This is a genomic window from Streptomyces sp. NPDC047880, assembly GCF_040706515.1.
Lineage (GTDB): Bacteria > Actinomycetota > Actinomycetes > Streptomycetales > Streptomycetaceae > Streptomyces.
Genome location: NZ_JBEZOK010000002.1, coordinates 201,782 through 223,769, shown reverse-complemented (window position 1 = coordinate 223,769; position 21,988 = coordinate 201,782). Strand labels below are relative to the sequence as shown.

Annotated in this window: 21 protein-coding genes; 12 read left to right on the top strand and 9 right to left on the bottom strand. The window is 70.9% G+C overall.

All coding sequences use genetic code 11. The annotated features are described in order from the left end of the window. The first annotated feature begins 147 nt into the window (after nt 1-147). Both AB0937_RS04910 and AB0937_RS04905 read left to right on the top strand, forming a co-directional pair. On the top strand, nt 148-789 hold the full coding sequence (locus tag AB0937_RS04910) for a uridine kinase (protein WP_366709511.1): 642 nt from the start codon (nt 148-150) through the stop codon (nt 787-789). A gap of 139 nt (nt 790-928) precedes the next feature. Beyond that, nucleotides 929-1,357 (top strand): CBS domain-containing protein, encoded by a 429-nt coding sequence (locus AB0937_RS04905; protein WP_366709510.1) that lies wholly within the window; start codon nt 929-931, stop codon nt 1,355-1,357. Nucleotides 1,358-1,430: 73 nt separating this feature from the next. On the opposite strand, the gene AB0937_RS04900 is transcribed toward AB0937_RS04905, so the two are convergent. Further along, nucleotides 1,431-2,558 (bottom strand): magnesium and cobalt transport protein CorA, encoded by a 1,128-nt coding sequence (locus AB0937_RS04900; protein ID WP_366709509.1) that lies wholly within the window; start codon nt 2,556-2,558, stop codon nt 1,431-1,433. Between the two features lie 314 nt (nt 2,559-2,872). On the opposite strand from AB0937_RS04900, the gene AB0937_RS04895 reads away from it, so the two are divergent. Beyond that, nucleotides 2,873-3,664: a methyltransferase gene (locus tag AB0937_RS04895; protein WP_366709508.1), complete on the top strand. Its 792-nt coding sequence runs from the start codon at nt 2,873-2,875 to the stop codon at nt 3,662-3,664. A gap of 229 nt (nt 3,665-3,893) precedes the next feature. Here the strand turns inward: AB0937_RS04895 and AB0937_RS04890 are convergent, their stop codons facing one another. Beyond that, complete coding sequence (locus tag AB0937_RS04890; protein WP_366709507.1) at nt 3,894-4,802, bottom strand: PfkB family carbohydrate kinase; 909 nt, start codon at nt 4,800-4,802, stop codon at nt 3,894-3,896. A 128-nt stretch (nt 4,803-4,930) separates the two neighbouring features. Further along, nucleotides 4,931-5,839: a pseudouridine-5'-phosphate glycosidase gene (locus AB0937_RS04885; RefSeq protein WP_366709506.1), complete on the bottom strand. Its 909-nt coding sequence runs from the start codon at nt 5,837-5,839 to the stop codon at nt 4,931-4,933. 106 nt (nt 5,840-5,945) lie between these two features. Here AB0937_RS04885 and AB0937_RS04880 point away from each other — a divergent pair, with 106 nt between their 5' ends. Continuing rightward, nucleotides 5,946-6,374 carry a VOC family protein gene (locus AB0937_RS04880; protein WP_366709505.1) on the top strand — a complete coding sequence of 143 codons (429 nt, stop codon included), beginning with the start codon at nt 5,946-5,948 and terminating at the stop codon, nt 6,372-6,374. A 13-nt stretch (nt 6,375-6,387) separates the two neighbouring features. Here the strand turns inward: AB0937_RS04880 and AB0937_RS04875 are convergent, their stop codons facing one another. After that, entirely contained in the window at nt 6,388-6,942 is a 555-nt protein-coding gene (locus AB0937_RS04875; RefSeq protein ID WP_366709504.1) for a methylated-DNA--[protein]-cysteine S-methyltransferase, read from the bottom strand. A gap of 52 nt (nt 6,943-6,994) precedes the next feature. Next, nucleotides 6,995-7,867, bottom strand: coding sequence for a glycerophosphodiester phosphodiesterase family protein (locus AB0937_RS04870; protein WP_366709503.1), 873 nt, complete (start codon nt 7,865-7,867; stop codon nt 6,995-6,997). A 290-nt stretch (nt 7,868-8,157) separates the two neighbouring features. On the opposite strand from AB0937_RS04870, the gene AB0937_RS04865 reads away from it, so the two are divergent. From AB0937_RS04865 to AB0937_RS04835, 7 genes are all read left to right on the top strand, one after another. Further along, nucleotides 8,158-9,024 carry an MHYT domain-containing protein gene (locus AB0937_RS04865; protein ID WP_366709502.1) on the top strand — a complete coding sequence of 289 codons (867 nt, stop codon included), beginning with the start codon at nt 8,158-8,160 and terminating at the stop codon, nt 9,022-9,024. Between the two features lie 40 nt (nt 9,025-9,064). After that, nucleotides 9,065-11,209 (top strand): excinuclease ABC subunit UvrB, encoded by a 2,145-nt coding sequence (gene uvrB, locus AB0937_RS04860; RefSeq protein WP_366709501.1) that lies wholly within the window; start codon nt 9,065-9,067, stop codon nt 11,207-11,209. Nucleotides 11,210-11,347: 138 nt separating this feature from the next. Further along, complete coding sequence (locus AB0937_RS04855; RefSeq protein ID WP_234849816.1) at nt 11,348-11,926, top strand: TerD family protein; 579 nt, start codon at nt 11,348-11,350, stop codon at nt 11,924-11,926. 75 nt (nt 11,927-12,001) lie between these two features. Next, nucleotides 12,002-14,038, top strand: a complete 2,037-nt coding sequence (locus AB0937_RS04850; protein WP_366709500.1) for a TerD family protein — start codon at nt 12,002-12,004, stop codon at nt 14,036-14,038. A gap of 222 nt (nt 14,039-14,260) precedes the next feature. Continuing rightward, complete coding sequence (locus AB0937_RS04845) at nt 14,261-15,262, top strand: TerC family protein (RefSeq protein ID WP_366709499.1); 1,002 nt, start codon at nt 14,261-14,263, stop codon at nt 15,260-15,262. A gap of 130 nt (nt 15,263-15,392) precedes the next feature. Next, a complete protein-coding gene (locus AB0937_RS04840) occupies nt 15,393-15,695 on the top strand; it encodes a hypothetical protein (RefSeq protein ID WP_366709498.1) in 303 nt (100 codons plus the stop codon). A gap of 82 nt (nt 15,696-15,777) precedes the next feature. Beyond that, nucleotides 15,778-16,878 (top strand): ionic transporter y4hA, encoded by a 1,101-nt coding sequence (locus AB0937_RS04835; protein ID WP_366709497.1) that lies wholly within the window; start codon nt 15,778-15,780, stop codon nt 16,876-16,878. A 105-nt stretch (nt 16,879-16,983) separates the two neighbouring features. On the opposite strand, the gene AB0937_RS04830 is transcribed toward AB0937_RS04835, so the two are convergent. Together AB0937_RS04830 and AB0937_RS04825 are read right to left on the bottom strand one after the other, a co-directional pair. Beyond that, nucleotides 16,984-18,258, bottom strand: coding sequence for an MFS transporter (locus AB0937_RS04830; protein ID WP_366709496.1), 1,275 nt, complete (start codon nt 18,256-18,258; stop codon nt 16,984-16,986). Nucleotides 18,259-18,353: 95 nt separating this feature from the next. Next, complete coding sequence (locus AB0937_RS04825) at nt 18,354-19,400, bottom strand: S66 peptidase family protein (protein ID WP_366709725.1); 1,047 nt, start codon at nt 19,398-19,400, stop codon at nt 18,354-18,356. Between the two features lie 270 nt (nt 19,401-19,670). On the opposite strand from AB0937_RS04825, the gene aroQ reads away from it, so the two are divergent. Beyond that, on the top strand, nt 19,671-20,144 hold the full coding sequence (aroQ, locus tag AB0937_RS04820) for a type II 3-dehydroquinate dehydratase (RefSeq protein WP_366709495.1): 474 nt from the start codon (nt 19,671-19,673) through the stop codon (nt 20,142-20,144). A 386-nt stretch (nt 20,145-20,530) separates the two neighbouring features. Here aroQ and AB0937_RS04815 read toward each other — a convergent pair whose 3' ends face one another. Continuing rightward, complete coding sequence (locus tag AB0937_RS04815) at nt 20,531-21,187, bottom strand: MBL fold metallo-hydrolase (protein ID WP_366709494.1); 657 nt, start codon at nt 21,185-21,187, stop codon at nt 20,531-20,533. 10 nt (nt 21,188-21,197) lie between these two features. Next, nucleotides 21,198-21,890: a maleylpyruvate isomerase family mycothiol-dependent enzyme gene (locus tag AB0937_RS04810; RefSeq protein WP_366709493.1), complete on the bottom strand. Its 693-nt coding sequence runs from the start codon at nt 21,888-21,890 to the stop codon at nt 21,198-21,200. Nucleotides 21,891-21,988 lie beyond the last annotated feature (98 nt).

Sequence of the window (21,988 nt, the reverse complement as noted above, 5' to 3'; positions counted from 1 at the left end):
CCCCGTGACGGCGGCGCGAAGTGCGCAAGACATGACGGTTCCGGGTGATTTCGGCGATCGCGGCGATCCAGACGGGCCTGGTGGTGCAGGTGGTCCTGGGGGGCCCGGTGGTCCAGCGAGACACCTCCGGTCCCGGCCTGACGCATCATGGGCCGTGTGCGACTCGAAGCGATCACCTGGGAACGGCTCGGCGACCAGCTCGCCGAGCGCCTGCTCGATGTGAAACCCGCCGACGGCAGCCCCTGGCCGCGCATCGCCTTCGACGGCGCCCCGGCCGCCCGCCCCGGAGACCTCGCCCACCGCGTCTGTGAGGCGCTGCGCATACGCGGCCGCTCCTCGCTCGTCGTGAGCACGGACGGCTTTCTGCGCCCCGCCTCGGTACGGCTGGAGTACGGTCACCAGGACGTCGAGGCCTATTACAGCGGCTGGTACGACACGGGCGCCCTGTGGCGTGAGGTGTTCGGCCCGCTCGAAGCCGACGGCAACGGCCGTGTCCTGCCCGACCTGTGGGACCCGGCCGCCGACCGCGCGACCCGCAGCCCGTACGTCGAACTCCCTCCCGGTGGAGTGCTGTTGTTGCACGGACCCTTCCTCCTTCGGCACTGGTTCCCCTTTGATCTGAGCGTCCATGTCCTCCTCTCCCGGGGCGCCCTGCGCCGCCGCACACCCGAGACCGAGCAGTGGACGCTGACGGCCTTCGAGCGCTACGAGCACGAGACGGATCCGGTGGAGACGGCGAACGTCCTGGTGCGGGCCGACGATCCGCGCCATCCGGCATGGAGCGGCTGAGACAGGGCCGTCGTCGGTACCGCCGGCGGGCAGCCCCGCTTCCGTGTGCGGGCGTCCGGTGGCGCGGCGAGAATGAGGGACACCGGGACTCGCGGTGCGTCCCGCTCCGCGCCGGCCGTCCGGCACCGGGAGGTACCCCATGACCACCGCCGGAGACATCATGCACCGCGGCGCCCAGTGGATCCCCGCCCACGAAACACTCGACCGCGCCGCCCAGATCATGCGCGAGCTGAACGTCGGAGCCCTGCCCATCAGCGACGAGAACGAGCGGCTCTGCGGCATCCTCACCGACCGCGACATCGTGGTCGGCTGCGTCGCCATGGGCCACGACCCCGCCAGGATCACCGCGGGTGAGATGGCCAAGGGCACGCCCCGCTGGATCGACGCGGACGCGGATGTCGGCGAGGTGCTCCGCGAGATGCGGGAGCACCAGATCCGCCGGCTGCCCGTGATCCGGGACAAGCGCCTGGTCGGCATGATCAGTGAAGCCGACCTCGCCCGGCATCTCGCGCAGGACCAGATCGCCTCCTGGGCGGAGAGCGTCTACTCCACGACCGCCATGCACTGAACGACCCGCGACGCGCTGACCGCTCGGACCACCCGGCAGGCGGCCCGTGGTGCCGCGTCGGACCCGGCCCGCGTCAGAGCCAGCCGCTGCGCCGGAACCCCCGGTACAGGGCGAGACACGCGACGGATATGACGCCGATGACCATGCCGTAGCCGTATCGCCAGTGCAGCTCCGGCATGTGGTCGAAGTTCATGCCGTAGACCCCGCACACCATCGTCGGTACGGCGACGATCGCGGCCCAGGCGGTGATCTTCCGCATGTCCTCGTTCTGCGCGACGGTGACCTGCGCGAGGTGCGCCTGGAGGATCGAGTTGAGCAGTTCGTCGAAGGCGGCGATCTGCTCCTTGGCCCGCAGCAGATGGTCCGAGACGTCACGGAAGTACGCCTGTATCTCCGGATCGACCGCCCGGATCGGCCGAGTGGCGAGATCTTCCAACGGCCTGCTGAGCGGCACCACCGCCCGCTTCAGTTCGAGGAGTTCACGCTTGAGCTGGTAGATGCGCCCCGGGTCGGTACGCGCTCCGGACTCCGAGAACACGTCCGTCTCGACCTGGTCGATGTCCGCTTGCACCGAGTCCGTGACCGTCAGGTAGTCGTCGACCACATGGTCGGCGAGTGCGTGCAGGACCGCCGACGGGCCCTTGGCGAGCTGGCCGGGGTCGGACTCCAGTTCCTCGCGCAGCGGGCCCAGCGAGCCGTGCCGGCCGTGCCGCACCGTGATCACGAAGTCCGCGCCGACGAACACCATGATCTCCCCGGTGTTCACCACCTCGCTGGTGGCCGTCAGCTCCTCGTGCTCGACGTAACAGACCGTCTTGAACACGGCGAAGAGCGTTTCGTCGTAGCGCTCCACTTTGGGGCGCTGGTGGGCCTCGATCGCGTCCTCGACGGCCAGAGGGTGCAGGTCGAAGAGCTCGGCGATGCCCGCGAACTCCTGGTCGGTGGGCTCGTGCAGACCCAGCCAGACGAAGCCCTCCCGGCTCTTGCGCACCCGCTCCACGGTGTCCACCAGATCGCCGCGCTCGGGGATGCGGACGCCCTCCCGGTACGTCACGCAGTTCACCACCGAGGAGCCCAGCGGGGAGCGGGCCGGGTGACTCAGGTCGACGCGCGGGCGTCGCCGGGCCAGCCTGGCCACCTTGCGAAGGCCGCCGACCCCACCGAGGCTCGTGACCTTCCGCAGATTCCCTGCCATGGACATCCGGCTCTCCTTGCGTGGAACTTCTCGCGCCGTTCCTGCGCCTTGGCGGGCTAGTCTGCCAGGCCCGCATGAGCTGCGGGTAAGCCTGTGGGAACGACTCGTTCCGCTTGGTTCCCGGCTGTGGACGAATCGCGCGCCGACGCCATGGCTCTGCCGTTCTGTCATACCTCTGCCGTATCGACGCATGCCCGGGCCGGGTGGTTCTCAGTCAGGCCCGGGTATCGCGCTTCTCCGCCACGGAAGCATCGGACGCGGGTGTCCGTGCCGGAGCGTCGACCAGTACGGATAAGTCGGATAAATGGGATGATCGCGGCATGACGCGAACCGACGGGCACCTCCTGGACAACCGGCAGACCGGGGCGGCGGAGCACTTCAGCGCCTTCGCCGCACTCTTCGATCCCACGACGTTCCGGCACCTCGAAGCGCTCGGCATCGGATCCGGCTGGCGGTGCTGGGAGGTCGGCGCGGGCACCACGGTGGTGTCCTGGCTGGCCAAGAAGGTCGGCCCGACGGGCCGCGTCGTCGCGACTGACACCGACCCCTCACGGCTCGCCGCCGCGGCCCGGCCCCCCGTGGAAGTGCGGGCCCACGACCTCGACGCACAGGAGCCGCCGGGGGAGGGCTTCGACCTGGTGCACGCCCGCATCGCCCTCGTTCATGTGACCGACCGGGAACGGGCGCTGCGGTCCATGGTCAAGGCGCTGCGTCCCGGCGGGCGCCTCCTCGTCGAGGACGCCGATCCCGCCCTGCAGCCACTTCTCTGCCCCGACGAGCACGGCCCCGATCAGCAGCTCGCGAACCGGCTGCGGCAGGGTTTCCGCAGACTGCTCGCCGACCGCGGGACCGATCTGCCCTGCGGCCGCACCCTGCCGCGGCTGCTCCGGGACGCCGGGCTGACCGGGGTCCACGCCGAAGCCCATTTCCCCCTCGCCTCGCCGGCCTGCGCGGCGCTGGAGTCCGTCACGATCCGCCAGGTCCGCGACCAGCTCGTGGCCGCCGGCCTCGCCACGGACCAGGACATCGACCGGCACCTGGAGAACGTCACGTCCGGTGCGCTGGATCTGGCGACGGCACCGATGATCTCGGCGTGGGGGCGTAAGCAGTAGCCGCGGCGGGCGAGCACCCGCGGGGACGGAGGACCGCGAAGGCGGGGTCCGCGGGGCCGGGGGCGTCGGTCTGAGCCGGGCAGACGGGGACGGCGGCCGTCATCCGGGCGGTGGGGCGGTGTCCGTCTGCCGGGCGGACGGGGGTGGCGTCCGTCCGCCGGGCGCGGGCGTCCGGGCCCGGCGGATGAGGTGGCCCGGACAGATGAGGTGGCCCGGTCAGGTGACGTGGTCAGTCCGGCACGGGCGGTCTGCCGCCCACCCGCTCCACCGCCCGCGCGCCCGCCCGGCAGCCCTCTGCCGCGGCTTCCTCCGGCCCGGCACCCGCCAGCAGCGCGGCGAGGAACGCGCCGGTGAAGGCGTCACCGGCCCCCGTGGTGTCCCGCGGGGTCGCCGGCACGGCCGGAACGCGGACGCTCACCTTCCCCGAGCGGGCCACGAGTGCCCCCTCTGGCCCCTGCTTGGCGACGACCAGCGGCACGCGCAGACTCAGCTCGGCCGCCGCCTCGGCCGCGTCCCCCCGACCCGTCAGCAGGCACGCCTCGTCCCGGCTCGGCAGCAGTAAGTCCACGCCCTCGACGAGCGACAGGAACCGCTCGGCGCCCAGCTCCGCGAGGAAGCCGGCCGAAGCGGGGTCCATGCTCACCGGCACCCCACGCGCGCGTGCGGCGTCGAGGGCCACTGTCACCAGGGCCCGGCCGGGCTCGGAGAACAGCAGGTAGCCCGATAGGTGGACCCGGGCCACGCCGTCGAGCAGCGCGTCCGACCAGTCGGCGGGTCCGAGCCGCACCGACGCGCCGCCGTCGGTGAGGAACGTCCGCTCCGCCGAGGCGCCGCCGTCGACCACGCAGATCACCGTGCCGGTCGGCACCAGCGGGTCGACGACGAGCTGCGGACGCACCCCCTGGGCGACCAGCTCCCGTTCGTGCCAGGCGGCCGCATCCGTCCCGACCCGCCCGAGCAGCCGCACGTCCGCGGCTCCCCGGTGAGCGGCCCAGCACGCCACGTTGGCGCCCGCTCCGCCGGCCACGGTCCGGATCGAGGCGGCCGTGTCCGTGCCGGCCGCGAGCGGCCCGGTGTGCCGCGCGACGACATCCGTGATGACGTCCCCGACGACCAGCAACCCCCCGCCCGCCGCCACGCCCCCGCCGCCGGGAGGCGTACTCCCGGCGCCGGCACCCTCGTAGCCCGTTCGCCCGGAGCCGGCACCCCCGTAGCCCGTTCGCCCGGAGGCCGCCGGCCCTCCCAGCCCCGTGCCGCCGGCCGTCGTCATCCCCGGGCCCGGGCCGCCGCGATCCGTGCCGCCAGGCGTACGTTCCCCCGGACCGCGGCCAGGTTGGCGCCGAGGGAGGCACCGGCCGTGTGCTGCACCAGGTAGTCGAGCAGGAACGGCGTGACCGCCTGGCCGCTGACCCCCTCCGCCTCGCACGCGTGCAACGCGTCCGCCAGCACGCGCGCGTGCAGCTCCGGATCGAGCTGCTCTTCCTCGGGCACGGGGTTGGCGACGATCAGCGCCGACTCCGGCCCGCCGAGTACGTCCTGCGCCCGCATGACGTCCGCCACCTGCTCCGGCGTCTCCAGCGTCCAGTCCACCGGAAACCCGGAGTCGGAGAGGTAGAAGCCGGGGAACCGGCCGGTGCCGTACCCGGCCACGGCGACACCCAGCGTCTCCAGCCGCTGCAGAGTCGCCGGCACGTCCAGGATCGACTTCACCCCGGCACACACCACGGTGATGCGCGTGCGCGCCAGCAGCCCCAGGTCGGCCGACTCGTCCTGCGTCACCGTCCACTCCCGGTGCACCCCGCCGAGCCCACCCGTCGCGAAGACCCGCACGCCCGCCAGCGCCGCCAGCCGCGCTGTCGCCGACACCGTGGTCGCTCCGCTCGCCCTGGACGCCACTGCGAGCGGCAGGTCACGGTGGCCGAGCTTGCGGATGCCGTCCTCGTTCGCGACCCGCTCCAGTTGCTCCTTGTCCAGGCCCACACAAGGACGCCCGTCCAGCACGGCGATCGTGGCGGGCACCGCGCCCTCCTGCCGCACGACCGCCTCCAGCTCCAGGGCCACCTGGAGGTTGCGCGGCCTTGGGAGCCCGTGGGCGATGATCGTGGACTCCAGGGCCACGACGGGCCGGCGCGCGTCGATCGCCTCCCGCACTTCTTCGGACACCACCAGCACCACGCGCCTGCCTCCTGTCAGTCGGTCAGTCGTCTTCCCTCATCTCTGGCGAGCGGTGGACCGGGCCAAACCCTTGCGGGCCGGCGGAGTGGTCACGAGCCTGGGGTACATGACGGATCACACGCCACGTCTCGACCACGTCGTCCTCTGGGTGCGCGACCCGCTCGCCGCCGCCGGCTTCTACGAGAAGGCCGTCGGCATGGAAACGCTCCGGCTCGCGGAATTCGCGGCGGGTGAGGCGCCGTTCCCCTCTGTGCGCGTCAACGGCGAGACCATCCTCGACCTCATGCCGCTGAGCTACGCGGAGCGCATGACGATGCTGCCCGGCTCCGCCGACAGCGCGGGGCACCCGGTCAACCACGTCTGCCTGTCCCTGCCCCGCGGCGACTTCGACGCCCTTCTCAGCCGCCTCCAGGAGCGCTCCGTGCCGGTCTCGGACCTCGCACACGGATCCTTCGGAGCCCAGGGTCAGGCCACCCGCAGCTTCTACTTCCGGGACCCGGACGGCAACGTCTTCGAGGCCCGGCATTACGACTGACCAGGCCCGCGTCCTAGAAGAGCGGCTCCGGAAGCACGCCTTCCAGGGCGAGCAGCCTCCGCTTCGTCTCCAGACCGCCCCCGAAACCGCCGATGCCGCCGTCGCTCTCGACGACCCGGTGACAGGGCACCACCACCGGCAGCGGATTGGAGCCCATCGCCATGCCCACGGCCTGGGCGGCGCCCGGCTGGCCGACCCGCCGGGCCAGGTCGCCGTATCCGACGACCGTGCCGTACGGCACGCCCGAGGCCAGTTCGCGCAGGACCTCCCGGTTGAAGCCGGAGATCAGCGACCAGTCCAGCGGCAGGTCGAAGTCCCGTCGCTCGCCCGCGAGGTACGCCTTGACCTGGCGTATCGCCTCGGCCAGCAGCGGGGATCCGGGCGCCTCGACGGGCTCGGAGCCCAGCCGCGACGCCAGCCGCTCGACGGCCCGCTCCCGGACCGCGTCCGTGGCGTGGAACACCACGTTGACCAGGCCGTCCCGGCTTGCGGCCAGCAGCAACGGCCCGATCCCGCTCTCGACGACGGCCCAGACGACGCGCGGCCCGACCTGCTCTCGGCTGTCCATGCGCCCACAGTAGGACCCGCCACTGACAGCGCCGTCCGGCCGGGCCGCCGGATCAGCCGCCCACCGCCTTGCGCACCACGTCCGGCCTGTTCGTGATGATCCCGTCCACCCCGTACCGGGCGACCCGCCGGGCCGTCCTCGCGTCGTCGACCGTCCAGGCGAAGACCTCCATCGGCTTGCCGTGCGGCCCGTCGAACGCCCGCACGGAGGAAACGTACGCCGGGGAGAGTGAGCTGTACGAGGGGTTGATCTGGTCGGCGAACTCGGCGTAAAAGAGCAGGTCCGACGCCGGCGGCGTCCCCAGGAGGCCCGTTTTCACGCCGGGCTTCAGCTCGTGCACCGTCCGCACGCTGTGCGCGCTGAAACTCTGCACGATCAGCCGGCGCGCCCGATGCGACCGGTCGAGCCAGCCCTCGTTGCTGAGAACCTTCAGCGTCTGCCGTTCGATGCCCGGGTACAGCTTCGGGTTCTTGATCTCCAGGAGCAGCTTCTGACGGTGGCGGTCCAAGCGGCGCACGAACTGCTCCAACGTCGGCACACGCGTGCCCGCGTACGAGGGCCCGAACCAGCTGCCCGCGTCCAGCCGGGCGATCTCCGCTGCGGTGAAGTCCTTCACCTTCCAGGGGGCCCGGCCGGGGAAGACCTGCTCGGCGTCGGTGGTGCGCCGCAGGTTGTCGTCGTGAATGACGACCAGCTCACCGTCCCTGGTCCGCTGTACGTCGTTCTCCACCCAGCGGATGCCCAGCTCCGCCGCTCTGTCCACGGCGGCCAGGGTGTTCTCGGGCGCGTAGGCGGAGGCACCCCGGTGCGCGATGACCAGCGGCGACGCGCCGCCGTCCGCGGCCCGTGCGGGGGAGAGGGGGAACAGCAGGGCGGCGGCCCCCAGGAGTGCGGTGGTCGAGGCGGCAACAGCGCGCGCGTGCATGCGTACTCCTCGCGACATAACGAACGGCGACATCACAGACAGCACAACTGTGACAGCAGAGGGTCAACGCGAGGGGGGTGCAGGATGGCCACACTTTGAACGGAGAGGGCCCAACTCCGCTCACTGATACCGCACAACTGCGGCAAGGCCGTGTTTCTTTGCCGGAAAGTCGTTCGACCATTCCGGTGGGGGTCATACTCTCTGCGTCAACCCTGACCGCTCGTGCGGTCCTGGGAGGGGGCGCACATCAGGAATTCCGGGACGTACGAGGGCGGGAAGGGCAGCCGCGCATGCAGGGCACGGTCGACGGATTCAGCTACGGCCTGGTCACACCCCTGGTGGCCTACTTCATGGCCTGCCTCGGCGGCGCGCTGGGCCTGCGCTGCACCACGAGATCCATGCTCGTCGCCCAGTCCTGGCGCCCCGGCTGGCTCGCCCTCGGCTCCGCCGCGATCGGCTCCGGCATATGGACCATGCACTTCGTCGCCATGATGGGGTTCACGGTCCGCGGCACCCCGATCCACTACGACAAGGCGATGACCTTCGCGAGCCTCGCCGTCGCAATCATCATGGTGGGCATCGGGATCTTCATCGTCGGCTACAAGGGTGCGCGCGGTACGGCTCTGTTCACCGGCGGCACCATCACCGGCCTGGGCATCGCGTCGATGCACTACCTCGGTATGGCCAGCATGAGCCTGGACGGAAAACTGGAGTACAACACCGTCACCGTGGGCATCTCCGTCGCCATCGCCATGGGCGCCGCCACCGCCGCCCTGTGGGCCGCCGGCCAGGTCAGGGGCTTCCTGTGGAGCGTGGGCGCCAGCCTCGTCATGGGGCTCGCCGTCAGCGGGATGCACTACACCGGCATGGCCGCCCTCAGCGTCCACCTGCACGGCACGGCCGAACCGGCCACGGGGGACTCGCCCGCGACCCTGCTGGCGCCCATGCTGATCGGCCCGCTCGCCTTTCTGCTCCTCGCCGCGGTGGTGGTCATGTTCGACCCGCTGATGGTCATGGGGAAGCCCACCGTCGTCCGCGTCGAGCCAAAGCCCGGCATCCCCGCCCACACCCACGTCCGTCACTCCGCTCGCCGCCTGCGGTTCCGCCCCCGCCGCACCGTGGAGCACCGGGGGTCCCGCACCCCGCAGAACCGCTGATCAGAGCCCATTGTCAGTGCGGGGCCGTACGGTGGATTCCATGCGGCCCGTTTCAAAGATCGAACGCACGGTGGCGCCCTTCGAGGTCGTCAGCCCCTACCAGCCCAACGGCGACCAGCCGACGGCCATCGCCGAGCTCGCCCGGCGCATCGAGGCGGGTGAGAAGGACGTCGTGCTGCTCGGCGCGACCGGCACCGGCAAGTCCGCCACCACCGCGTGGATGATCGAGAAGCTCCAGCGCCCCACGCTCGTGATGGCACCGAACAAGACGCTGGCCGCCCAGCTGGCGAACGAGTTCCGCGAGCTGCTCCCGAACAACGCCGTCGAGTACTTCGTCTCGTACTACGACTACTACCAGCCCGAGGCGTACGTCCCGCAGTCGGACACCTACATCGAGAAGGACTCCTCGATCAACGAGGAGGTCGAGCGGCTGCGCCACTCCGCGACCAACTCGCTGCTCACCCGCCGGGACGTCGTCGTGGTCGCGTCGGTCTCCTGCATCTACGGCCTGGGCACCCCGCAGGAGTACGTGGACCGCATGGTCCCGCTCAAGGTCGGCGAGGAGATCGACCGGGACGAGCTGCTGCGCCGCTTCGTGGACATCCAGTACACGCGAAACGACCTGGCGTTCACCCGCGGCACCTTCCGCGTCCGCGGCGACACCATCGAGATCTTCCCGGTCTACGAGGAGCTGGCCGTCCGCATCGAGATGTTCGGCGACGAGATCGAGGCCCTGTCCACCCTGCATCCGGTCACCGGCGAGATCATCAGCGACGACCAGCAGCTCTACGTCTTCCCGGCCTCCCACTACGTCGCGGGCCCCGAGCGCCTGGAGCGGGCCGTCAACGACATCGAGAAGGAACTGGCCGAGCGCCTGACCGAGCTGGAGAAGCAGGGCAAGCTGCTGGAAGCCCAGCGCCTGCGCATGCGGACCACGTACGACATCGAGATGCTGCGCCAGATCGGCAGCTGCTCCGGCGTGGAGAACTACTCGATGCACTTCGACGGCCGCTCGCCCGGCTCCCCGCCCAACACCCTGCTGGACTACTTCCCGGACGACTTCCTTCTCGTCATCGACGAGTCGCACGTCACCGTTCCGCAGATCGGCGCTATGTACGAGGGCGACGCCTCCCGCAAGCGCACCCTCGTCGAACACGGCTTCCGGCTGCCCTCGGCCCTGGACAACCGCCCCCTGAAGTGGGAGGAGTTCCAGGAACGCATCGGCCAGACGGTCTACCTCTCGGCCACCCCGGGCACATACGAGATGTCCCGCTCGGACGGCTTCGTCGAGCAGATCATCCGCCCCACCGGCCTCGTCGACCCGGAAGTCGTCGTCAAGCCCACCGAGGGCCAGATCGACGACCTGGTGCACGAGATCCGGCAGCGCACCGAGAAGGACGAGCGCGTCCTGGTCACCACGCTCACCAAGAAGATGGCCGAGGACCTCACGGACTACTTCCTCGAACTGGGCATCCAGGTGCGCTACCTGCACAGCGACGTCGACACCCTGCGCCGCGTGGAGCTGCTGCGTGAACTGCGCGCCGGCGAGTACGACGTGCTCGTCGGCATCAACCTCCTGCGCGAGGGCCTCGACCTGCCCGAGGTGTCCCTGGTGGCGATCCTGGACGCCGACAAGGAGGGCTTCCTCCGCTCCGGCACCTCCCTCATCCAGACCATCGGCCGCGCCGCGCGCAACGTCTCCGGCCAGGTCCACATGTACGCCGACAAGATCACCCCGGCCATGGAGAAGGCCATCGAGGAGACCAACCGGCGTCGCGAGAAGCAGATCGCGTACAACACGGAGCGGGGCATCGACCCCCAGCCGCTGCGCAAAAAGATCAACGACATCGTCGCCCAGATCGCCCGCGAGGACATCGACACCGAGCAGCTGCTCGGCTCGGGTTACCGCAAGGCCAAGAAGGACGGCGGGGGCACCAAGGCGCCCGTGCCGTCCCTCGGCAAGGCGGCCGGGAACGCCAAGGCCGTCAAGGGCAAGGGCAAGGCCACCGAGACCGTGCCGACGGACCGCCCCGCGGCCGAACTGGCCGGGCAGATCGAGGAGCTGACCGCACGGATGCGGGCCGCTGCCGCCGAGCTCCAGTTCGAGATCGCGGCCCGGCTGCGCGACGAGGTCTCCGAGATGAAGAAGGAGCTGCGCCAGATGAAGGAGGCGGGCCTGTCCTGACAGCCTGCCGCGTACGCGCAGTGTTGCAAGACCGACACAAAGTGCGGACCGGGGTACGTCACTGTCAGTGCCCCTGCGTAGGGTTCTGGTCAACCGCGAGCACGCGGCAACAGGGGAATTCGAGAGGGGAATCAGCGCGTGACCGTCAACATGACCAAGGGTCAGGCCATCAGTCTGCAGAAGAACGACGGCGGCAGCCTGACCGCGGTTCGCATGGGTCTCGGCTGGCAGGCGGCTCCCCGGCGCGGCCTGTTCGGCTCGCGCACGCGAGAGATCGACCTCGACGCCTCCGCCGTCCTGTTCGCGGACAAGCAGCCGGTCGACGTCGTCTTCTTCCGCCACCTCGTGAGCGACGACGGCTCGGTGCGCCACACCGGTGACAACCTCGTCGGCGGTGTCGGCCAGGGCGGCGACGACGAGGCGATCCTCGTCGACCTCGCTCGGGTCCCGGTCCACATCGACCAGATCGTCTTCACCGTGAACTCCTTCACGGGCCAGACCTTCCAGGAAGTGCAGAACGCGTTCTGCCGGCTGGTCGACGAGACCAACGGCCAGGAGCTCGCCCGCTACACGCTCGCCGGCGGCGGCCAGTACACGGCCCAGATCATGGCCAAGGTCCACCGCGCGGGCCAGGGCTGGACGATGACGGCCCTGGGCAACCCGGCCAACGGGCGCACCTTCCAGGACCTGATGCCGGCGATCCTGCCGGTGCTCTGAGCGCACCCGGGCCCGTACCGGCGGGCCCGGCGAGCAGCACCCGACTCCACACAACGACACAGGGGGACGAAGGCGATGACGGCCGAGCTGGTGCGGGGGCAGAACCACCCGCTCTCCCAGGCCCGCCTGGAGGTCCGGATCTCGGCCGGCACACCGATCGTGGCCGCGGCGGCACTCGGTGACGAGAACGGCCGGATCCACGGCGTGGAGTGGGTGGCCCACCCGGGCGCACCCACCCAACCGGGTCTCGAGGTCTCGCGGCAGGCCGCCGCCGACCACCGCCTCGCCGTGGACCTCGACGCCGTGCCGGAGACCGTCCACCGGGTCAGCGTGCTGCTAGCCCTGCCCGTCGGCGGGACGGGCCCGGTCCGTTTCGCCTCGGTGGCGGCCCCCTTCGTCGCGGTCACCGGCCTCGACGGCGAGGAGATCGCCAGCTACACCGTCACCGGCCTGGAGGCCGAGTCGGCCGTCGTCGCCCTCGAGCTCTACCGCCGGCAGGGCGCCTGGAAGGTGCGCGCCGTCGGCCAGGGCTACGCGGGCGGCCTCGCGGAACTCCTCACCGACCAGGGCCTGACGCCGGCCCACCAGCTCGCCGGCAGCATCAACGACGCGGTGGCCCAGGGACTGGCCCGTTCCGTGCAGGCGCCCCCACCGCGTACGGCGGACGGCGACCGCTCCCGGCAGGCAGCGGCTCCCGCCCTCGGACCGGACCAGGGCGGCACCGCGCCTCAGACCGGCCCCGTTCCACCGGTGCCCCCGTACGGAGGGCAGACGTCCGGCAGTCCCGGCCAGTCCGGCGGTCCCGGCCAGCCCACACCCCAGCAGCCGTCGTATCCCGCCGCCGTACCGGACCCCGACGCCGTGACCCAGCCGTCCGCGCCGACGGCCGGCGGCCCGATCGACTACAGCCACCCGCGCCGCCAGAACGCCGCACCGCCGCCGCCCCCGCCGACCGCGCCCCCGGCCGCCCCCGGGCAGCCCGCCCAGCCCGTCGCGGGCGACGCGACCGGCTGGTCCATGGAGGAGCGGCTCTACAACCAGGTGTGGGGCATGTTCGAGGACCTGGCCCGCACCACCGCCGCGTACCGCAGTGCCGTCGACTTCGCCGAGTCCCGCATGGACAAGGAGCTGGAGCAGGTCCTCTCCGACCCGCGCAGCCGGATCGGCGGGCAGGGCGACGCCGCTCGCGAGGCGGCCCGCGCCCGGCACGCCGAACTCGTCGCCCAGGCACGGGAGGCGCTGGACCGGGACCTGGCCCAGCTCGCAGCCGAGGCCGACGTCGTCGAACCCGCCCTGCCACCGGCGTACGCCCGCTGGGACAACCCCGTGTGGCACGGCTACCGGGTGCCGATGGAGATGCCCATGGCCCTGCGCCTGGGCGATCTCCATCTCCCGGAGGCCGAGCGGGTCCGCATTCCGATGCTGGTCCGGCTGCCACTGGAGCGGGGCCTGTGGATCGACAGCGGAGCGGCAGGATCGTCCGACGGTTCGTTCACCGATTCCCCCACCATGACCCGTCTCGCCATGGAGACGGCGGTCGCGCACGCGGCCCGGCTGCTGGCCGTCCATCCGGTGGGCGAGTTCACCGTCCACGTCATCGACCCGGCCGGTTCGGGGGCGCAGGCGCTGGTGCCCCTCGTGCAGACGGGCGTGCTCGCGGCCCCGCCCGCCCTCGGCTCCGCCGGGGTGGCGGACGTGCTGGGCCGACTCACCCAAAGGGTCGACCTGGTGCAGATGGCGGTCCGGGGCGGCGCCGCCGATTCCCTCCCGCCCGGCTTCGACACCGCCCAGCAGCTCCTGATCGTCAACGACTTCCCGCACGGCTTCGACGACCGTGCCGTGAACCAGCTGCGCTACCTCGCCGACGAGGGCCCCGCCTTCGGCGTCCACCTGATGATGGTGGCCGACCGGGAGCAGTCCTCCGGTTACGGGCCTTTGCTCGACCCGCTGTGGCGTTCCCTGCTGCGACTGACGCCGGTGGCCGACGACCATCTCGCCGACCCGTGGGTCGGTCATGCGTGGACGTACGAGCCGGCGCTCGTGCCGCCCGGCAGCCAGATCCTCCAGCAGGTTCTCCACCAGGTGGGCGCCGCCCGCACCAAGTTCAAGTAAACCTCCCTGACCTGGGGCTTTGGCCTTTCTTTTGCCAAGTGCTTTACCTGTTCTTGGTGATTGGGTACTGTTGACGGCACGGAGGGGAGTACTCCCTGTCTGCTGCGGCGTACCCGTCAATACGGATCAGGCCAGATCCCGGGGCGTCGGCCCATCCTTGGGTGGAAGAGACCTCCGGCAGCGACGACGCTGACATTTGCCGTTACGACTGCCGGAGGCGCAGTGGATGTTTCCGTGACCCTATGGGTCCTGACGATCGTGGGCCTTGCCGCCCTCATCGCGGTCGACTTCTTCATAGGCCGCAAGCCGCACGACGTGTCGATCAAGGAAGCCGGGATCTGGACGATCGTCTGGATCGTGCTGGCCGCACTCTTCGGGTTCGGTCTGCTCGTCTTCGCCGGTGGCCAGCCCGCCGGTGAGTTCTTCGCCGGCTTCATCACCGAGAAGTCGCTCAGCGTCGACAACCTCTTCGTCTTCGTCCTGATCATGGCGAAGTTCGCGGTTCCGTCGCAGTACCAGCAGCGAGTCCTGCTGATCGGTGTCCTCATCGCCCTGGTCCTGCGAGCGATCTTCATCGCCGCCGGTGCGGCGATCCTCGCCAGCTTCTCGTGGGTGTTCTACATCTTCGGCGCCTTCCTCATCTGGACCGCCTGGAAGCTCATCCAGGAGGCCCGCGCCGACGAGGAGGACGAGGACTGGGAGGAGAACAAGCTGCTCAAGGCGGCCGAGCGCCGCTTCGGTGTGGCCGATCGCTACCACGGCACCAAGCTGTGGATCCAGGAGAACGGCAAGCGGGTCATGACCCCGATGCTGGTCGTGATGCTGGCCATCGGCACCACCGACGTGCTCTTCGCCCTCGACTCCATCCCCGCGATCTTCGGCCTGACGCAGGACCCGTACATCGTCTTCACGGCCAACGCGTTCGCCCTGATGGGACTGCGCCAGCTGTACTTCCTCATCGGCGGCCTGCTGAAGAAGCTGGTCCACCTCTCCTACGGCCTGTCGATCATCCTGGGCTTCATCGGCGTGAAGCTGGTGCTGCACGCGCTGCACGAGTCCGGGGTGCATGTCCCCGAGATCAGCATCCCGGTCTCGCTGGGCGTGATCTGTGCCGTCCTGATCGTCACCACGATCACCAGCCTGCGCGCTTCCAAGAAGCAGGCGGCGGCCGAGGGGGCGCAGGGCAAGAGCGGAGGCGCTCCGAAGGACAGTATCGACGCCTGACCGCGTCGGTCGTAGGGACAACCATCACCGGGACCGGTGCTCGGCGAATTGCCGACCGCCGGTCCCGGTGCTTGCTTGTTTCCCGAGAGCGTTCCCCGGCCCGGGGGCGCTGCGGCCGGCTGGAGGCGTCATGAAGTTCGTGCAGATCATCGAGTTCGAGACCGAGCGTCTGGACGAGATGCAGCAGGTGCTCGACGAGGCGGGGCAGCGCAACGCCGAGCGTGCGAACGGCCCCACCCACAGCATGCTGCTGAAGGACCGGGACAAGCCCGGCCGCTACCTGGCACTGATCGAGTTCGACTCGTACGAGGAGGCCATGCGCAACAGCGACGACCCCGAGACCAGCGCGATGGCGCAGCGGCTGGACGCTCTCAGCACGGGCGAGCGGGTCTACACCAACTGCGACGTCCTGGACGCGCGGGACCTCAAGTAGCGCCTCAGCGGCGCCTCGGGGCGTCCTCTGAAGCCCGGCAAACCGGAGTGCAAGGCCCGAGCACGTCTGCGACGATCGCTGCATGATCGCTCGGAGCAGGCGGCTCGCGGCGCAGTGGACGACCCTGGTGCCCCTGCTCGCGGTCCTGCTGCTGGTCCTGACCTGGGGACGGGATCTGCCCGTGGCGGTCGTCGCCCTGGTGACCCTGGTCCTCGCGGGAGCCGTCCTGGCCGCCGTGCACCACGCCGAAGTGGTGGCCCACCGTGTCGGAGAGCCGTTCGGTTCCCTCGTGCTCGCCGTCGCCGTCACGATCATCGAGGTCGCCCTCATCGTCACCCTGATGGCCGACGGCGGGGACAAGAGCTCGACCCTGGCCCGGGACACGGTCTTCGCGGCCGTGATGATCACCTGCAACGGCATCGTCGGACTGTGCCTGCTCGTCGCCTCACTGCGGCACGGCACGGCCGTCTTCAACCCGGAGGGCACCGGCGCCGCACTCGCCACGGTCGCGACCCTGGCCACGCTCAGCCTGGTCCTGCCCACGTTCACCACGAGCAAGCCGGGGCCCGAGTTCTCCACCGTCCAGCTGACCTTCGCGGCGCTGTCCTCGCTCGTCCTGTACGGCTTGTTCGTCGCCACACAGACCGTGCGGCACCGGGACTACTTCCTGCCGATCACCCGGCACGGCGAGGTGATCACCGCAGAGGAGCACGCCGAGGCGCCGACCGCCTCCACCGCCCGGATCAGTCTGGCCCTGCTGGGCCTGGCCCTGGTCGGAGTGGTCGGCCTGGCCAAGGGCGTCTCGCCCACCATCGAGTCGGGCGTGGAGGCGGCCGGGCTCCACCAAGCCGTCGTCGGCGTGATCATCGCCCTGCTGGTGCTGCTGCCGGAGACCATCGCCGCGCTGCGTTCGGCCCGCCGCGACCGTGTGCAGACCAGCCTGAACCTCGCGCTGGGCTCGGCCATGGCCAGCATCGGCCTGACCATCCCCGCCGTGGCGCTCGCCTCCCTGTGGCTCTCCGGCCCGCTCGTCCTCGGTCTCAGCGCCACGCACATGGTGCTGCTCGCCCTGACCGTGGTGGTGGCCTCGCTGACGGTGGTGCCGGGCCGGGCCACGCCGCTCCAGGGCGGTGTTCACCTGGTGCTGTTCGCGGCGTACCTGGAGCTGGCGATCAACCCGTAGGCTCGTGTAAACGCTCACGCAAGCGTTTACACCCCACCACGGCGGCGGCACCACCACGACAGCTCACCCCGCAACTGGCCTCGGCAGCGGCACCACCCGGCTCGCTCACCCCGCCGCGGCCTCAGCAGCGCTGCCCACCCGCACCGGGCGAGTCTCCGGCAGCAGCGCGAAGCACCCCAGGCTGAAGAGCGCGATCGCCGTCAGATACGCGGCCACACCCCAGGGCACCCGCCCGCCCTGCTCGGCCAGGGCGGTCGCCACGATCGGTGTGAGGGCTCCTCCGACGACCCCGCCGAGGTTGTAGCCGACGGCGGCGCCGGTGCAGCGCACCCGCGGCTCGTACAGCTCGGGCAGATACGCGGCGATCACGGCGAACATCGTGATGAACGCGAGCATCGCCCCGAGGAACCCGAGGAACATCGGCAGCGGGGCCCCGGTGGCGAGGAGCGCGACCATCGGGAACATCCACAGGGCGGCGGCCGCGCACCCGGCCAGGCACAGTGGCCGCCGGCCGTAGTGGTCACCGAGCAGCGCCACCAGCGGGGTGAGAGCACCCTTCACGAGCACCGCGCCCATGATGCAGGTCAGCATGACGCTGCGGCTCACCCCGAGCCGCTCCGTACCGTAGGCGAGGGACCAGGTCGTCACGGCGTAGAAGATCGCGTAGCCGATCGCGAGTCCCCCGCCGGTCAGCAGCAGGAGCCGCCAGTGGTGGCGGACGACCTCGGCGAGCGGCACACGCGCGTGGTCGTCGATCTCGAGGAAGCTCGGGCTCTCCGCGAGGGACGACCGCAGCCACAATCCCGCGACGGCCAGCGCCCCCGCCGCCCAGAACGGCACCCGCCACCCCCAGGCGGCGAACTGCGCCTCGGTCAGCGCCGCGGACAGCCCCAGCACCACACCGTTGGCGATCAGGAACCCCAGCGCGGGCCCGACCTGCGGGAAGCTCGACCACAGCACACGCCGTCGGGCGGGTGCGTGTTCCACGGCCAGCAGCACCGCCCCACCCCACTCGCCGCCGAGCCCCAGTCCCTGGAGGAAGCGCAGGACCAGGAGGAGCAGGGGCGCGGCCACGCCGATCGAGTCGTACGTCGGGACGCAGCCGACGGCGACCGTGGAGGCCCCGGTGAGCAGCAGGGAGGCGACGAGGACCGGCCGCCGCCCGCGCCGGTCACCGATGTGCCCGAAAAGGATCGAGCCGAGCGGCCGTGCCACGAAGCCCACGCCGAAGGTGGCGAAGGCGGCGAGTGTCCCGGCCACCGGCGAGAAGGTCGGGAAGAACAACGGCCCCAGGATCAGGGCCGCCGCGGTGCCGTAGACGAAGAAGTCGTAGAACTCGATGGCCGTTCCGGCGAGCGAGGCGGCCGCGAGGCGCGGCATGGAGGGTGCCCTTACGGTGCGTACGTCGTGCATGCCGCGTCAACTACCCACCGTCACCACCGGTTACGGGGGCGCGTAGAGGGCCTCGGGGGTCCTCAGTACATGACCGTGATGCGCCGGGCGGATCCGTCCACGCGCACCGTGCCGCCGTACGGAATCACCAGTTGTGGATCGGTGTGCCCGAAGTCCACGTCGAAGACGATCATGGCGCCGGGGGCATAGGTCCGCATGGCGCGCAGGACGGCCTCGCGCTGGTCGGCCGCGTAACGAGCCGCCTCCTGAGGGGTGTTGGGGCGGTCGAAGGACCACGTCTTTGGCCTGCCCATCAGCAGGGCGGGGAAGCGTTCCAGCAGCCCGCGCTCGCCCATGCCACGCAGGGTGCGAAAGACCTCCGTGGCGCTCGGCATGTCCTCCGAGGTCTCCAGCAGCAGCACGCCGCCGTCGTACTCGGACGGGTCCCGGGCGATCTCCCGGTCGGCCATCAGCAGCCAGGCGAGGATCTCCAGGCAGCCGCCCCAACTGCGGCCCTCGACCACCCGCTCGGGGTTCACCCAGGTCCAGCCGGTACCGGGCCGGGTCTCCGGCTCCGCGTCGAAGGTCGCCGGATCCGCCCAGTCCCTGTCGATGTCCCGCCACCGCTCGGCGGGCCTCAACTCGTACGGTCCCGAGGTGAACAGGGCCGCGTGCAGGGACTCGGCGGTCTGCGGGTGCATGGCGCCGGGGCGGCCGAGTTCACACATCACGCTGCCGCCGTGGAACGCGACGACGCCGCAGGCGCGCAGGAACGCGAGCAGGTTCGTGTTGTCGCTCATCCCGAAGAACGGCTTCGGGTTGGCCCGGATCAACTCCCGGTCCAGGTGCGGAAGCACGGTGATCTGGTCGTCGCCCCCGATCGACGCGATGACCGCCTTGATCTCCGGGTCGGCGAAGGCGGCGTGGATGTCGTCGGCCCGCTCCCGTGGCGTGGAGCCCATGGTGCGGGTCGCCGGGTACTCCACCGGTACCAGCCCGAACTCCTTGTGCAGCCGCTGAAGACCGAGCTCATAGGGGAGCGGGAAGAGTCCCGGCAGACCGGAGGAGGGCGAGATCACGGCGATGCGGTCACCGGGGGACGGCTTCGGTGGATAGGCCGGGCTGGTCAGGCTCGTCATGCCAGGAGGCTACGACCCGGCGGGCTCCCGGCGCACCGAGATAAAACCGGCCGTGCGCGCCGGGACGTGATCAGCGTGCTGTGGGCGGGACCGGCGTGCGCACAGGGACGTGATCAGCGTGCTGAGCGGGCGGGACCGGCATGCGCGCCGGGACGTGAGGGGCATGCTCAGCAGGGCGAGACCGGTACGCGCTCCGTGATAGACCGGCTGTGAGCAGCGGTCCGCCACGGGCCGCACGACCCTGAACGGACCGGAGGAACTGTGCCCCGCACCCTGGCCCACGCCCCGATCATGATCCTCAACGGCCCCAATCTGAACCTGCTCGGCCAGCGCCAGCCGGAGATCTACGGTTCCGACACCCTCGCCGACGTCGAGGCCCTGTGCGCCAAGGCGGCGGCCGCGCACGGCGGTACGGTCGACTTCCGCCAGTCCAACCACGAGGGCGAGCTCGTCGACTGGATCCATGAGGCACGGCTGAACCACTGCGGCATCGTGATCAACCCCGGTGCCTACTCGCACACGTCCGTCGCCATCCTGGACGCCCTCAACACCTGTGACGGCCTGCCGGTGCTGGAGGTCCACATCTCCAACATCCACCAGCGCGAGTCGTTCCGGCACCACTCGTACGTCTCGCTGCGGGCCGACGGGGTCATCGCGGGCTGTGGCGTGCAGGGGTACGTGTTCGGCGTGGAGCGGGTGGCGGCGCTGGCAGGGACGGGCAAGGCGGACGCCTGAGCCGTCACCGCTGTAAGCCCCGTCGCGCCCCGGAGCCCCGTCGGCACCCCGGTAGGTTCGCCGGCCATGGCGAACGCCCCTTGCACATGTGTCGCGTCGGCGCGTGTGCCGGGGCCGCCGGCCGAGGGCGGGGAACGACAGGCCGACGGCCCAACCGCCCAGGAGCCGTCATCCTGCGCGGGGCTAAGACCAGTTGACTGCGCAACTACGTGCGAGGGGAGCGCACGTGCGACACCAGCGTGTGCGAACGCTTCACACGGGGCGCGTACGCCGCGCACCACTCACGCCGACGGCGCCCGGCGCGACCACTCACGCCGAACAGCGCCCAGCGCGACCACTACGCCGAACAGCGCCCGCACCCAGTCACCACCCGCGCCCGCACCCAGTCACCACCCGCGCGCGTGCCACTCCGGCAGATGCGGCCGCTCCGCGCCGAGGGACGTGTCGTTGCCGTGCCCCGGGTAGACCCAGGTCTCGTCCGGGAGTGCGTCGAAGATCTTGGTCTCGACGTCGTGGATGAGGCTGGCGAACGCCTTCGGGTCCTGATGGGTGTTGCCCACCCCGCCGGGGAACAGGCAGTCCCCGGTGAACACATGGGGATGCCCGTGCGGGTCGTCGTAGACGAGGGCGATCGAGCCGGGCGTGTGCCCGACCAGGTGGCGCGCGGTGAGCTCCACGTGCCCGACCCGGATGGTGTCCCCGTCGTCGACCGGCACGTCGGTCCGCACGGGGATGCCCTCGACGTCCTCCCGGCCCGCGTAGGTGCGGGCGCCGGTGGCAGCCACGACCTCGGCCAGCGCCTGCCAGTGGTCGCCGTGCCGGTGGGTGGTGACGACGGACGCGATGCCGTCGCCACCGATCATGCCGAGCAGTGTGTCCGCCTCGTTGGCGGCGTCGATCAGCAACTGCTCGTCCGTGGCCCGGCAGCGCAGCAGATAGGCGTTGTTGTTCATCGGACCCACCGCGATCTTGGTGATCATCAGGTCCTTGAGCTCGTGCACATCGGCCGGTCCGCCGACCGTCACCTCTCCGCTGTACGTCATGTCCGCCAGCCTATAGCGGCGGCAGCGCCGGAAGCGCTCCGCCGGCCGCCGACAGCGCGGAGCCGTCGCGGCGGCCCGCGAGCCAGCCCAGCAGGTCGGCCGGGGTCCCGGTGACCGTCACCTCGGGCCCGTGCTCGCCCGGCTTCCGTCCGGTGCTCCACGCGCGCGTGCCGTCCGTGAGGTGGGTGGCCGGCACGTCGGGGTGCCCGGTGAACCGGTCGGCCAGGAAGTCGATCTCCCGCTCGGTGAAGTCCTCCGGGAGGTCCTCCAGCTCGTAGCCGATCCCCAGGTCCACGTGGTGCAGCTCCACCTCGACCCACCGCCGGAACGGCACCCGGGACGCGGAGTCCGTGACCCCGTTGCGCAGCTCCACCGTGCGCGTCCAGTCCGCCGGAGCGTCGCCGGCCTCCTGGAAGCGGTCCGCGCTCTCGCGCAGGTCGGCTAGCTGGACGTCGAGGGCCCGCGGGGCGTCCCGCTCGATGTCGGCGTCCCGGGCCTCGCCGGAGACGTACATGGGGCGGCCCCGCAGGACGTTCACGAGGGCGTCCGCGTTGCGGGCGAGGTGAGCCAGGACGTGGCCGCGGCTCCAGCCGGGCAGCCGTGACGGCTCCGTCACAGCCGCGTTGTCCAGTGCACCGACTGCGGTCAGCAGCCGCTCCGTCGCGTCACGTACGGACGCCAGGTCATGAGCGTGATCAATCATGGTGCTGACCCTAGCCGTGCCACTCCTTCGGGTGAAGGTGGTGAAGGAGTGCCGTTAATCGAAAGCACGTGCTATATGGTCGGACATGGCGTCGGGCA

Excerpts from the sequence above, each read along its gene's own strand:
- AB0937_RS04865 (WP_366709502.1), top strand. The coding sequence starts at position 8,158 with ATGCAGGGCACGGTCGACGGATTCAGCTACGGCCTGGTCACACCCCTG.
- AB0937_RS04840 (WP_366709498.1), top strand. The coding sequence starts at position 15,393 with ATGAAGTTCGTGCAGATCATCGAGTTCGAGACCGAGCGTCTGGACGAG.
- AB0937_RS04835 (WP_366709497.1), top strand. The coding sequence starts at position 15,778 with ATGATCGCTCGGAGCAGGCGGCTCGCGGCGCAGTGGACGACCCTGGTG.
- AB0937_RS04870 (WP_366709503.1), bottom strand. The coding sequence starts at position 7,867 with ATGCACGCGCGCGCTGTTGCCGCCTCGACCACCGCACTCCTGGGGGCC.
- AB0937_RS04850 (WP_366709500.1), top strand. The coding sequence starts at position 12,002 with ATGACGGCCGAGCTGGTGCGGGGGCAGAACCACCCGCTCTCCCAGGCC.
- AB0937_RS04810 (WP_366709493.1), bottom strand. The coding sequence starts at position 21,890 with ATGATTGATCACGCTCATGACCTGGCGTCCGTACGTGACGCGACGGAG.
- AB0937_RS04830 (WP_366709496.1), bottom strand. The coding sequence starts at position 18,258 with ATGCCGCGCCTCGCGGCCGCCTCGCTCGCCGGAACGGCCATCGAGTTC.
- AB0937_RS04895 (WP_366709508.1), top strand. The coding sequence starts at position 2,873 with ATGACGCGAACCGACGGGCACCTCCTGGACAACCGGCAGACCGGGGCG.
- AB0937_RS04815 (WP_366709494.1), bottom strand. The coding sequence starts at position 21,187 with ATGACGTACAGCGGAGAGGTGACGGTCGGCGGACCGGCCGATGTGCAC.
- AB0937_RS04900 (WP_366709509.1), bottom strand. The coding sequence starts at position 2,558 with ATGTCCATGGCAGGGAATCTGCGGAAGGTCACGAGCCTCGGTGGGGTC.
- uvrB (WP_366709501.1), top strand. The coding sequence starts at position 9,065 with ATGCGGCCCGTTTCAAAGATCGAACGCACGGTGGCGCCCTTCGAGGTC.
- AB0937_RS04910 (WP_366709511.1), top strand. The coding sequence starts at position 148 with ATGGGCCGTGTGCGACTCGAAGCGATCACCTGGGAACGGCTCGGCGAC.
- AB0937_RS04905 (WP_366709510.1), top strand. The coding sequence starts at position 929 with ATGACCACCGCCGGAGACATCATGCACCGCGGCGCCCAGTGGATCCCC.
- AB0937_RS04875 (WP_366709504.1), bottom strand. The coding sequence starts at position 6,942 with ATGGACAGCCGAGAGCAGGTCGGGCCGCGCGTCGTCTGGGCCGTCGTC.
- AB0937_RS04880 (WP_366709505.1), top strand. The coding sequence starts at position 5,946 with ATGACGGATCACACGCCACGTCTCGACCACGTCGTCCTCTGGGTGCGC.